Source organism: Bartonella sp. AP36NXGY, from assembly GCF_042195865.1.
Taxonomy (GTDB): Bacteria; Pseudomonadota; Alphaproteobacteria; order Rhizobiales; family Rhizobiaceae; genus Bartonella.
In genome coordinates, this window is sequence record NZ_JBHIPD010000001.1 from 35,979 (window position 1) to 49,312 (window position 13,334).

Here is a 13,334-nt window from a genome sequence, read left to right on the forward strand (position 1 = left end):
AAACACCTCCTTTATTGCTCGCTATTTTCACTGCTCACATAAAAATGAAGGAATATACAAAATAAAAGGATAAGATCCGAAAATGATATTTTTACAAGAATAAACTTTCAAATCTTTTCTATCATATACATCATTTAACTTGATTGAGTTCTTTTGTTAAACGTAAATCTTCTTCTGCTTTTGGTCTTATAAAACGCCCTAAAAAAAGATAAACAACCGGTGTGACATAAAGCGTAAAAATAGTTGCTAAACCTAAGCCACCAACGATAACCCAACCTAAGGCTATACGAGCTTCTGCGCCAGCACCTTTGGCCAAAACCAAAGGAATACCTCCTAAAATGGCACAAATCATTGTCATACAAACTGGACGAAGGCGAATGTTTGCTGCTTCTTCTACGGCTTCACGCACGCTTCTTCCCTGATCACGTAATTGATCTGCAAATTCAACAATAAGAATACCATTTTTTGCCATAACACCAATTAACAAAATTAATCCAATTTGGCTGTAAATATTCAGACTCACACCACTCAATAGCATAGCAATTACAGCACAACCAATCCCTAATGGGACAGTGGCCATGATAATAAATCCTGAAATAAAGCTTTCAAACTGAGCAGCCAAAATCAATAAAATAATCAAAAAGGCAATGCCAAAAACAATCATAAAACTGGAGGATGTTTCATTAAGTGTTTCAGCTTCCCCTAAGGGAACTACATAGGTCCCTTTCGATAACAAAGGAGAAGCAATTTTCTGTACCGTTTGGTAAGCTTCCCCTAAAGCAATACCCGGAGCAAGATTTGCGCTTAAAATAACAGCACTCATGCGTTTTTCCCGTTTTAATTGGGGAGAGATAGCTTTTTCATGTAAACGCGCAATAACCGATAAAGGAACATATCGATTGTCTTTGGTCTTTAAAAAAATGTTTTCTAAATCACTAGGACTCTTCATAGAATTTTTACGCGACATCAATTTAACATCGTAAGAATGATCATCCACGTTAATAGAACCAATCTTTTTACCATCCAACATTGCTTGTAATGTATCGCCCAAATTGGTGATATCAATCCCTAAATCGGAGGCTTTTTTTCGGTTGATTTCAATGAAAAATTGCGGTTGTGTTGCATCAACAGTAAGGCGTGGGCGAATAAAACGCGGATCATCTTGTAAAGTACTCACCAGCTTATCAGCAATGGGTTGTAATGTTGCATAATCATTGCCAAGAATTGCAAACTGTAATCCTTGCCCAGTTCCTCTCACACCCAAAGAATTTCCCTGCGCAGCAAACACAAAAACTGCGGGAAACTGTTTAACTTTTTCATTAATATCTTTCACGATTTCTTGCTGACTCCGTAAACGTTTATCCCAAGATGAAAGCAATAAAATTAAAAAAGCAGTATTGGGTGAACCGCCAGCACCCGCAATAGAGTAACTGTTAGCAATCTCCCCTGCATCACGTAATGGCTGTAGACTTGCTTCAATTTGCTCTATTTGCTCGTTCAAATATTGTGTTGAAATACCTTGTGGTCCATTAATAACCAAAAAGATCACAGCTCTGTCTTCTGCTGGCGTTAATTCCTGTTGTAGCTTCGTATAGCCTCCAACACAAAGACCCGCAAAAATAAGTGAAGCAAAAACAACAGCCCAAGGCTTTTCTAAACACTTATGCAAACTGTAAGTATATGCCTTATGAAAAAAAGTACCTAATTTATATAAAAAAGCAAAATGATGGGACTCTTCCTCTTTCTCCTCAATATGTTCTTTGAGAAAACGCGAAGCCAACATGGGACAAAGCGTTAAGGCAACAACTGAAGAAAGCAAAATAGAAATTGCCAAAACAAAACCAAATTCTCTAAAAAGACCTCCAACTTGCCCAGGAAGAAAGGAAATAGGAACAAACACAGCCACTAAAGTCAATGTTGTTGCTAAAACAGCAAAAAATACTTCACGTGTTCCTATCACCGCCGCAGCCCTAGACCCTAAACCCATGTTGCGCCACCGAACAATATTCTCAAGAACAACAATAGCATCATCCACAACAAGCCCTGTTGCTAAAACAAGTCCTAAAAATGTGAGAATATTCAATGAAAATCCTACAAGATAAATAGCTGCAATGGTACCAATCAAAGCGACAGGAAGAGATACAGCAGGTATCAGTGTTGCACGAATGTCTCTGAGAAAAAGAAAAATGACTAAGATAACACTCAAAATAGCAATAACCAACGCAACTTCAACCTCATGAAGAGCGCTTTTAATAAAAATTGCATCGTCATTAATAACGTCTATATTTACAGAAGAAGGAACAATACTTTTGAGATTATCAACAACGGCTCTCACACCTTCAGAAATATTAAGAGTGTTGGATTGTGCTTTACGCACAATCCCTAATCCAATACCTGTCTTTCCATTAATACGAAGAATAACCGTTTCTATATCCGGCGATAAAGTAACATGCGCAACATCACCAAGATGCACACGAGGCTTTAAAACAACTTGTTCAAAAGATTCTGGTGTTGTTAAACGTGCAGTAGCACGCACAACTAAAGTTTGTTTAGAATTGCGTAATGATCCTACTGGCACATCCGTTGTCATATCAGCAAGAACACGTGAAATATCTGCTACAGTTAATCCATAGCTGGCAAGTTTTGCTTGATCTATATCAATCTGAAAAATCTTTGTGCGAGCACTATCGACCTGTACATCACCAACACCATCAACAGCAGAAATTGCATCAACAATCTGATCGTTTACAATCGTGGTTAAATCATCAACACTCATTGTTGGTGACGTCACAACCAAATACATCATGGCAGCAGCATTCGAATCTGCTTTAATAATCAAAGGCGAATCCGCATCTTTCGGTAAAGAATAGGTAATACGGGAGAGAGCATCACGAATATCAGATGCTGCAACATTCAAATCAACACCAACATTAAAATTAATCTGCACACGGGAGCGCCCAAAAGAAGACGTTGAAGAAATCGTCTTAACACCTGAAACACGAGAAACAGCATCTTCTATAATTTTTGTAACTTCACGATCAATTGTTTCTGCCGACGCACCTGAAAACACCGTCACAATCGTTGTTACGGGAGTATCAACATCGGGTAATTCTCTTACATCAACATTTAACCATGCTGCAAATCCTGCAATGATGATCATAGCATTTAAAACAAAAGTAAAAACCGGTCTGCGAATAAATAAGGTAATGAGACCACCTTGCTCGACCTGTGACATCGGCTGTTTTGTGCTCAATTCTTGGCTCATTGTATATCCGTTCCGTAAACTACTGGTAATTGCTGTTGATGAGACTTTGGGTCATCAATCATTACTTTACTTCCTGGATAAAGCATTTGTACTCCTTGAATGACAACTTGATCACCATTTTCTAGGGGTGCTTTTACGAAAACTTGATCTGCTTTATGCTGAATAATTGATACGGGTATAGCCTCTACTTTCCCTTCTCTCACACGCCAAACGAATGACCCTTTACTATTCCATTGAACTGCAAGAGGATTAACGACAGGAAAAGAACCACCATGAAATTGCAAGGCAACAGAAAAAGACATACCAGACATGAGCGTATCTTTTTCATTATTGATTTCAACCTGAGCATGAAGTGTGCGACTTTCTGGATCAACGATATTATCAATCGCATAAATATGACCAACAAAAGATCTATCTGGCTGCGCGATTAACGTTGCCGTTACCTCATCTCCTTTATGGATGCGCGACACATACCGTTCAGGGGCCCATATATCGACCAAAATACGTTCTCTATTCTCAATACGGCCTATTACAGTATTAAGGGTCACGTTATTCCCTGCATCAACGGGCAAAATACCAACAACTCCAGGAATCGGTGCACGAATTGTTCGCCGATCGAGATCTAATTCAGCATTACGCAAAACTAAATTTGCGTTATCTAACTCTAAGCGTGCTGTAATTTCTTGAACTTCCGTTGCTGTATTGCTGGCACGTAACTTAAGAATACGCGAAAGCGTTAACGCATTATTATCACGTTGTACTTTTGCTTTTGCAGCCGCTATTTCCTCTTTTTTAGAATCAAGCTTTGCAATCACATCACCTACTTGTACTTTTGTACCCGCTGACACAAAAAGCTTATCAATAACACCTGGAGATAAAGGGGTAAGCTCGACTTCTGCAAGTGCTTGTCCACTCCCAAGAACGTTAAGTTGTTCATAAAAATCTTGAATTTTTACAAGATCAACGACAACCTTTACCGGTGGCCTTCCCATTTTTTCATTTGAAGCTTTATCCGATACTCTTGTTTTATCCACCATAGAAATGGGTTGGTCTGCACTCTTTTTTCCAGCCCAATAAGTAACCGTTAAAACAACGATTAAAAACACTAATGGAAAGCTCTTTTTTAATAACGCCATACATCCGCCCTTGCTGTGTCATGTTCATCTGAAATAGTTTTCAACAGTAATATCGGCGTTTTACACAAAAACCCAACAGCGGGTGTGTATATCTTACCCCCACCGCAAAAAACACATCTCATCTCTGCTTGACTATCTTTCATAGATTAAAACGTCAAGTTAACTATCGTTCATATTGCTTTGTATGGTCATGACAAAAAAATGTTCATATCAAAACCAACTGAAGCCATAATATATTATATCCTTTTTTAAAATATATCATAAAAAAAGAGAGATTTTTTTATGACGACTCAAGTTTCACTTGCATTTCTTTAATGAAACGATTAGGAACCCTTTGTCTTAGACAATGTAAAAAATTGAAATGTATGCACCCGTAGCTCAGCTGGATAGAGCACCAGACTACGAATCTGGGGGTCAGGAGTTCGAATCTCTTCGGGTGCGCCATCTATCAATATCTTACTTATAAAGTCAGACTTTTTAAATTCTTTATTTGTGATTTATTTTTACCTATCTTTGTATTTTGTTATTTCATTCTGTTGTGAGTCGTTTCTTTAGCCATTTTGCTAGAATAAGATGTTATGAGTCCTTCAATTCAGCTCTAAGTTGCTTTTATTAGCTTATAATCGTAGCGATTGCATGAGTAGCGTATGTTGTTGTTTTCTTTTTTCAATCTATGCGCTTGTTTTTGGTCTCTTCCGGATTATACTCTCTACTCAGTTAGGTAATTTTTTACGTGCTTATTTCTAATTGTTCCATAACTGGATGTTTCTGGATATTTTATTCCTAGCAGTCCCATCTTAAGAGGGACTTCAGATGTGTCGCCATAAATTCCGGTTTACCACCATGTGAAACTTTTTCAGTGTGTTGTTAGAAAGAATAAATAAACTACTTCTCAAACGTACTACTATGAAACACTTATGGTATCCATTAATGTCATCAGCATTTGTTGCAAACCAAAGCTTCTTTTCGCAATATTTTTAATTGAATTAAACGTATTTTTACTGCTTAAAAGCAAAAAGATTCTTTTTCCTAAAAAACAATAAAACTCTTCTTGTGCTTCTTTAGCATTATCTCTTGCATGGCATATCATCGATTTCTATGATATCTTAATATTTTTCTGTTCTCTATGAATTTTTCTAATTAATCCATGGAGTACAGATCTCAAACATTAATAAAAGCTGAATTTAAAGAATTTTTCCATGCCTAAAACTGATATTGAAATTGCTCGCACTGCTAAAAAGCAACATATTATTGAAATTGCACAAAAAATTGGTATTTCACATGAAAATCTCATTCCCTATGGTCATGATAAAGCTAAAATTTCTTCTGAATACATAAAATCGCTTAATAAAAATCCAGATGGTAAACTTATCCTTGTCACAGCTATCAATCCCACACCTGCCGGAGAAGGCAAAACAACAACAACAGTTGGACTAAGTGATGCTCTTAATCTTATTGGTAAAAAAACAATAGCTACCTTGAGAGAACCATCTTTAGGTCCCTGTTTTGGTGTAAAAGGTGGTGCTGCTGGTGGTGGTTATGCGCAAGTCATTCCAATGGATGACCTTAATTTACATTTTACCGGTGATTTTCATGCTATTACATCTGCTCATAATCTTCTTGCCGCAATGATAGATAATCATCTTTATTGGGGAAATACTCTAAACATTGATCCACGTCGCATTGTTTGGAAGCGCGTTCTTGATATGAATGACCGTGTATTGCGCGATATTGTCATTTCATTGGGGGGCATAACAAATGGTTTTCCACGTCAAACAGGTTTTGATATTACTGTTGCATCAGAAATTATGGCGCTTCTTTGTCTCTCTGAAAATTTAGAAAACCTTACACAAAGACTCAAAAAAATTATTGTTGCTTATCGTTATGATAAAACGCCCATCACCGTTGCTGATCTCAATGCGGAAGGTGCAATGGCAGTTCTTCTCAAAGATGCTATACAACCCAATCTCGTACAGACAATTGAAAATAATCCTGTTCTCGTTCATGGAGGACCTTTTGCCAACATTGCTCATGGTTGCAATTCAGTTATAGCAACAAAAACTGCTTTAAAACTTGCTGATTATGTTGTCACAGAAGCAGGGTTTGGAGCAGATCTTGGAGCAGAAAAGTTCTTCAATATCAAATGTAGGCAAGCAGGTATTGTACCAAATGCTACAGTGATCGTCGCAACTATTCGTGCATTAAAAATGAATGGTGGTCTGGATAAAAATAACCTGACAGAAGAAAATATCACCGCTTTAGAAAAAGGAGCTGCCAATCTTTTACGACACATAAAAAATATGAAGCACTACGGTATTCCTTGTGTTGTGGCTATCAATCATTTTGACAGCGATAGCGATGCTGAAATAAAAACATTACAAAAAATAGTTGCAACAACTGGACACAAAGCTATTATCTGTAAGCATTGGGAACAAGGTGGAAAAGGCGCTATAGAACTTGCACAAGAACTCGTTACCTTGATTGAAAAGCACGATTCTGATTTTAAAGTTCTCTATCAAGATGATATTCCACTCGTTCAAAAAATTAATTGTATTATAACAAAGCTATACGGTGGACGTGGCGCCATCATCTCAGCCCCTATTCTCAAACAACTTGAAACTTGGGAAAAAGAAGGTTTTGGCGTCTACCCTATTTGTATGGCCAAAACACCTTATTCTTTTTCTTCTGATCCCAAGCAATACGGAGCTCCTGTTGATTTTGAAATTCCCATACGAGAAGTTCGTCTCTGTGCGGGAGCCGGCTTTATTGTTGTCATTTGTGGAGATGTTATGACCATGCCGGGACTACCCCATTATCCCACGGCTGAAAAAATTCATCTTGACGAAAATGATCAAATACAAGGACTTTCATAAGTTTATAATCATGAAATCTATCATTCATTATAAAAAGCATTTTATTACAAAAAAAATAGAATTTTTAAAAGCGATATAGACAAATGTCTTATTTATATGGTATAAGTTTCTGTCCTTTTGGATATGCCTTTAAAAGGACGTAGGTTTTCCTATTATTTGTGACACTGAAAAAAGCAGGATAAATAGTGCAAGTACTCGTTCGTGATAATAATGTTGATCAAGCGCTCCGCGCGTTGAAAAAAAAGATGCAGCGTGAAGGTATCTTCCGTGAAATGAAAATGCGTAGTTATTATGAGAAGCCATCTGAGAAGCGTGCTCGTGAAAAAGCTGAAGCTATTCGTCGTACACGCAAGCTTGCTCGTAAGCGTGCACAAAGAGAAGGTTTTGTTAGTAACGGACGGACTGTTGCGGTAAAGTAATGTGCTTTATGATATTATATAATTGCATAAGCAATAGATAGTAAGCTACTAGAAAATTTTATCTTCATAGGCAATTGCGATGAATTGCTTGTGTAGGTTTTTATGTACAATGTTATCTAATATGTTAGTTGTTTGAAAATAATAAGGTTTCTATCATAGAGGTGGTTTTTATTTCACTCTTATATTTTAAAAATAGATAACAAACTACACTTGAGATATTTAAGCGACTTTTTCCTATGTAAATTGAGTGCGGGGTGTTTTATTATCACTTTTTGCTATAATTTTCTCCTTCTGGATATCTCTTAAATAACTGCTTCTTATGTGCAAATTTCATGATGAATTTCTTTTTTGTCATTAAATATTCTACATCTTTCGATCATCCTAGGTCTGATTACAAAACAAAAATGCTTCTTATAAACACTATAAATAATAGGAACTGCATAACATTGAAAGCTGGTAAATAGAACGATGGAGCCAGCTTATCTACCATACGGATAAGCATTATCATGGCATAAGATTAGAGTGTAGAAAATTTTATAAATGAATTATCACGAAAAAGTGTCCTGTTAAAATTAGCCCTTCATATATCAATCTACTCTATAATGTTGCTCATATTTTTACGCTTAAATGTTTTATTTATCGTATTATTTTGTTCATTCAAAACTTCTTTTCAAGCCACACAATAATCCCTTTCTGAACAGCTCTTTGTTCATAGTATGCATACATGCACTTTTACTTTGAGAAACAAACTCAAAAAAGAGATGCAATACTTTAGCCCTAATTTCCTGTACAAAAACTGCCTATGGCTCCAATATACTTTACTGTTTTATCACGCTTACAGCTACATAAAAATCTAATGTTTATTTATATCTACCCCCTCATAAACAAGATAAGCACTAAGAAATACAAACCTTTTGTTTTCCTTATTTTGATATTTTTGTAGCAATTTTTTCATCGTTTAGATCTCTTTAACGAGCAATGTGTCATACTTTTTATCAGTTTCCAGTCTTATCTTTCAGATTTTAAATTTCCAATATATGACGAAATAAAGGAGTTCGGTGTGCAAAATTCTCGTTGGTTTCGCGTTTCAATACTCATATCATGTATCTTAATAGCAATAGTCATTGTATTGGGTTCATCTCATTTGTTGCATGCACAAACATTTAATCAAAATTTAGGGCCCAGTGGTTTACCACTTCCGCGATTTGCTTCGATTAAACCCACCAGCGTTAATGTACGCGTCGGACCAGGAAGCAACTATTCAATCATTTTCACCTACAAAAAGAAGGGCTTACCTATTGAAATCATTCAAGAATATGATCAATGGCGCAAAATTCGTGATGCAGAAGGCGATGAGGGATGGGTGTATCAATCGCTTTTATCGGGAAAGCGAACTGCTATAACTATTCCATGGCAAAAAGATAAAACAAAAAGGCTGATGCTACGAAAAAACCCCACCGACAACGCAGAACTTGTGGCGGAAGTAGAACCTAACGTCATTGGTAACATCCGCCAATGTGATGGACAATGGTGCGAACTAAACATTAATAATACGCGCGGATGGCTTCAGCAACCCCAGTTATGGGGAATCTATCCTGATGAAAAAGTAAAAGGTTGGTGAATACTCAAACTCAACAAGTTTAATTTTTATTCCTCATTGAATATCCTCACTGCCTATCACAAGATTGATTTTTTGGTTTCAATCGCACGATTAAATCAACATGTGAAATTTCCATACCTTCTGGTGGCTTAGGCAAATTTCTAATAATGGGAGCTTCTTCCAAATTATAAGGAATATCAAGAATACGATTTTCGCCTTCTATATAAAAATGGTAGTGATCAGAGGTATTGGTATCAAACCAAGTTTTTGAGCCTTCTACGGCAATAATCCGTAATAATCCCGCTTCCGTAAATTGATGAAGCGTATTATAAACCGTTGCTAAAGATACAGGTACACCTGCCCTCACCGCTTCCTCATAGAGCTCTTCAGCAGTAATATGACGATTTCCTTGAGAAAAAATCATATGTGCAAGTTCCAACCGCTGACGTGTTGGACGCAGACCATTTTGACGCAAATGTTTTTCTAACATAGAAATGGAATAATATTGCACAATTTTTCCACACTCTTTTGTGAACTGCTGCTCTTCATTCATATCTAAATTGTCTGCACTCACTGACATAATTACAAACCCAAATATATTCCTGCTAAATAAGATCAAAATACAAAAAAATGGGAATAGTATGGTGTAATCTTGTATTCCATTTTTAAATAATTACCTATGTAGAATACATAAAAAAAGGCTTTTGTCATTAAAAATGATATAAAATCATTTCCCTCTCTTTAAAATTTGCTCTAAAAGTAGGTTGGGAAAAGCGCAGAAATAAAGATATATGCAAATAAATGGAGTAACAATGGCTGAACAAAAGTCTCGCTACACATATGAAGAGCTTCTAAGCTGCGCTCGCGGCGAAATGTTTGGTAGAGGTAATGCGCAATTGCCAGCACCGCCAATGTTAATGATTCATCGAATCACTCAAATTAGTGAAACTGATGGTAAATACGATAAAGGAATGGTTCGCGCCGAATTTGACATTACACCAGACATGTGGTTCTTTAATTGTCACTTTATAGGCGATCCCGTCATGCCAGGATGTCTCGGACTGGATGGTATGTGGCAATTAACAGGTTTTTTTCTTGGTTGGCTAGGCGAACCAGGCAAAGGAAGAGCAATATCAACAGGTGAAGTAAAGTTATCAGGGATGGTAACTCCACAAACCAAAATTCTTGAATATGAAATAGATTTTAAGCGTATTCGACGTGGAAATTTAGTCTTAGGAATAGCTGATGGGTGGCTAAAAGCAGATGGAGAGACTATTTATAAGGCGAACGATTTACGCGTTGCTTTATTCAAAGAAGATTGAACGTTATTTCCGTCAGAAAGAACTTTTCACTATTCTGTATGGAACGAGGAGGTATGAATGCGTCGAGTTGTTGTAACCGGAATGGGAATTGTCTCCGCAATTGGAAATAATCCTGGAGCTGTTTTAACCAGTTTACGTGAAGCAAAATCCGGAATTTCTTACGCACCTCAATATGCTGAATTAGGCTTTCGTAGCAGAGTTTATGGCAAGCCCGATATTAATATAGAAGAACTCGTAGATCGACGTGCTCTACGTTTTCATGGGCGTGGAACAGCATGGAATCACATCGCCATGGATCAAGCAATTGCTGATGCGGGTCTAGAACCGCATGAAGTATCGAACGAACACACGGGTATTATTATGGGTTCTGGAGGTGCTTCAACACATTCAATCGTAGAAGCTGCTGACATTACACGCCAAAAAGGTCCAAAACGTGTTGGACCTTTTGTTGTCCCTAAAGCGATGAGTTCCACAGCATCTGCAACATTAGCAACTTTCTTTAAAATAAAGGGGATCAATTATTCAATCTCTTCAGCTTGTGCTACCTCCAATCATTGTATTGGTAATGCTTACGAAATGATACAATATGGTAAACAGAAGCGCATCTTTGCCGGTGGCTGCGAAGATTTGGATTGGACACTATCTGTTTTATTCGATGCCATGGGCGCTATGTCCAGCAGATATAATGACATTCCTCACAAAGCTTCACGTGCTTATGATGTTAATCGTGATGGTTTTGTCATTGCTGGAGGTGCTGGCGTTTTAGTCCTTGAAGATTTAGAACTTGCTAAAGCACGTGGTGCAAAAATCTACGGAGAAATCGTTGGATACGGTGCGACATCCGATGGACATGATATGGTTGCCCCATCAGGAGAGGGAGCAGAACGATGCATGCGCATGGCCCTTGCAACAGTCGATAATAAAATTGATTATATCAATCCCCATGCGACAGCAACTCCTGTTGGTGATCCTCCTGAGATAGAAGCTATCCGTCGTGTCTTTGGAGCAGGTGATCAATGCCCCCCCATTTCCGCTACCAAGTCTCTAACAGGACATTCCTTGGGAGCAGCAGGTGTTCACGAAGCAATCTATACATTGTTAATGATGAATCATAATTTTATTTGTGAAAGTGCCCATATTGAAGAACTTGATCCAGCTTTTGCTGATATGCCAATCGTTCGTGAACGACGTGATCATCAACAACTGAATACCGTATTGTCGAATACTTTTGGCTTTGGCGGTACCAATGCAACGCTTGTTTTCCAACGTTATGTATAAACAAAAGCTCTTAGTAATTGAAAAAAGTACGGTCTTACGGAGAATAATATGAAAGGTTTGATGGAGGGCAAACGCGGCCTTATTATGGGAATTGCGAATGACCATTCAATTGCTTGGGGCATTGCCTGTCAGCTCGCACAAGCAGGAGCGGAATTAGCGTTGACTTATCAAGGAAATGCTTTTGGAAAACGTGTTCATCCCCTAGCAGATAAACTTGGCTGCAAATTAGTGCTAGAGTGTGACGTTGAAAAAAGTGAAAATATTGATTACGTCTTTGAGCAACTTGAAAAAGAATGGAAAACAATTGATTTTATTGTCCATGCCATTGGTTTTTCAGATAAAACTCAGCTAAAAGGGCGTTACGTTGATGTTACAACACGTGAAAACTTTCAACGCACGATGGTTATTTCAGCTTATTCCTTTACTGAAATTGCCCAGCGCGCGGGTAAGCTTATGCCCAATGGAGGAACACTTTTAACTCTTACCTATGGTGCTTCACAGCAAGTTGTGCCTAATTATAACATCATGGGTGTTGCTAAAGCAGCTTTAGAAGCTATGGTACGTTATTTAGCAGCGGACTTTGGTCCTCAAAATATTCGTGTCAATGCGATTTCCGCTGGTCCTGTTAGAACTTTAGCAGGTAATGGTATTGCAGCTGCACGGGCAATATTTTCACATCAACGCCGTAATGCCCCATTACGGCGTACCGTAGATATTCATGAAATTGGAAAATCTGCTCTTTATCTACTCTCTGACTTATCATCAGGTGTTACAGGTGAAATCCATTATGTTGATTCAGGCTATAACATCATGTCTATGCCAATACTTGAAGAACTGAAAAAAAGTGACGATTCCCAAGAAGAATAAAATTTATTTCATTGCACTAAAAAAGAAAATCAATCATGTACATAGTGCTTTAATCGGGTATTGAGTACTTTCTCAGCTATATAATAGTGTATTGACTTATAATAATATGACGTAAGGAATATGTGCAAATGTTTGTAAGAATAAGTCAATACAAAACCAGATGTACGATGCCTTGTTTCGCAAAATATTTTATAAAAGCCGGAATATTTCTTCAATCCATGGTTGATAAAGTGTGTATTTTATGACGTTATTTACCTTACTAAAGCATACGCTTTTGCCATTGCTTATAAATCAATATCCAACCCTCATGCCACCGCAGTTTGAAACAGAGATTAGAGAATTATTAAAACCCTTAGTTTCAGCTTTTGTGTAGCAAATTGAAAAAAATATTCCTACCGTTTGATTTATTCTTGAAACGCAAATACAATCTAATTTAGGATGAATATGAAGGCGTAAAGAAATCAATCATTAATCTTACTATTGTTCTTTAATGAAAGCATTGCTCTGATGTGTCAGGTAAAATAGAACACCCAAAAACACTATAGCTGTTTCTCCTTCATGCATTTTTTAAAGA

General features: G+C 37.3%; 10 protein-coding genes and 1 tRNA gene. 7 read left to right on the forward strand and 4 right to left on the reverse strand.

Annotated elements, in window-relative coordinates:
• Positions 1–130: 130 nt before the first annotated feature.
• Together ACFINX_RS00115 and ACFINX_RS00120 are read right to left on the reverse strand one after the other, a co-directional pair.
• Entirely contained in the window at positions 131–3,265 is a 3,135-nt protein-coding gene (locus ACFINX_RS00115; protein ID WP_375645420.1) for an efflux RND transporter permease subunit, read from the reverse strand.
• Entirely contained in the window at positions 3,262–4,401 is a 1,140-nt protein-coding gene (locus ACFINX_RS00120) for an efflux RND transporter periplasmic adaptor subunit (protein WP_375611442.1), read from the reverse strand. Before ACFINX_RS00120 ends, ACFINX_RS00115 begins: the two co-directional genes overlap by 4 nt.
• 367 nt (positions 4,402–4,768) lie before the next feature.
• Between ACFINX_RS00120 and ACFINX_RS00125 the strand changes: the two genes are divergently transcribed.
• Positions 4,769–4,845 (forward strand) — tRNA-Arg (locus ACFINX_RS00125).
• 460 nt (positions 4,846–5,305) lie between these two features.
• Here the strand turns inward: ACFINX_RS00125 and ACFINX_RS00130 are convergent.
• Positions 5,306–5,491 carry a hypothetical protein gene (locus ACFINX_RS00130; protein WP_375668145.1) on the reverse strand — a complete coding sequence of 62 codons (186 nt, stop codon included), beginning with the start codon at positions 5,489–5,491 and terminating at the stop codon, positions 5,306–5,308.
• A 109-nt stretch (positions 5,492–5,600) separates the two neighbouring features.
• On the opposite strand from ACFINX_RS00130, the gene ACFINX_RS00135 reads away from it, so the two are divergent.
• From ACFINX_RS00135 to ACFINX_RS00145, 3 genes are all read left to right on the forward strand, one after another.
• Positions 5,601–7,274 carry a formate--tetrahydrofolate ligase gene (locus tag ACFINX_RS00135; protein ID WP_375611441.1) on the forward strand — a complete coding sequence of 558 codons (1,674 nt, stop codon included), beginning with the start codon at positions 5,601–5,603 and terminating at the stop codon, positions 7,272–7,274.
• Between the two features lie 185 nt (positions 7,275–7,459).
• A complete protein-coding gene (rpsU, locus tag ACFINX_RS00140; RefSeq protein WP_012754552.1) occupies positions 7,460–7,693 on the forward strand; it encodes a 30S ribosomal protein S21 in 234 nt (77 codons plus the stop codon).
• A 1,060-nt stretch (positions 7,694–8,753) separates the two neighbouring features.
• On the forward strand, positions 8,754–9,314 hold the full coding sequence (locus ACFINX_RS00145) for an SH3 domain-containing protein (RefSeq protein WP_375612838.1): 561 nt from the start codon (positions 8,754–8,756) through the stop codon (positions 9,312–9,314).
• Positions 9,315–9,360: 46 nt separating this feature from the next.
• On the opposite strand, the gene irrA is transcribed toward ACFINX_RS00145, so the two are convergent.
• A complete protein-coding gene (gene irrA / locus ACFINX_RS00150; protein WP_375612837.1) occupies positions 9,361–9,873 on the reverse strand; it encodes an iron response transcriptional regulator IrrA in 513 nt (170 codons plus the stop codon).
• 232 nt (positions 9,874–10,105) lie between these two features.
• Here irrA and fabA point away from each other — a divergent pair, with 232 nt between their 5' ends.
• From fabA to fabI, 3 genes are read left to right on the forward strand one after another with little or no spacing between them, the layout of a single operon-like run.
• Positions 10,106–10,615, forward strand: coding sequence for a 3-hydroxyacyl-[acyl-carrier-protein] dehydratase FabA (gene fabA / locus ACFINX_RS00155; protein WP_273722474.1), 510 nt, complete (start codon positions 10,106–10,108; stop codon positions 10,613–10,615).
• A gap of 57 nt (positions 10,616–10,672) precedes the next feature.
• Positions 10,673–11,893, forward strand: coding sequence for a beta-ketoacyl-ACP synthase I (gene fabB, locus ACFINX_RS00160; protein WP_375628420.1), 1,221 nt, complete (start codon positions 10,673–10,675; stop codon positions 11,891–11,893).
• Positions 11,894–11,941: 48 nt separating this feature from the next.
• Positions 11,942–12,760 carry an enoyl-ACP reductase FabI gene (gene fabI / locus ACFINX_RS00165; protein WP_375610038.1) on the forward strand — a complete coding sequence of 273 codons (819 nt, stop codon included), beginning with the start codon at positions 11,942–11,944 and terminating at the stop codon, positions 12,758–12,760.
• Positions 12,761–13,334 lie beyond the last annotated feature (574 nt).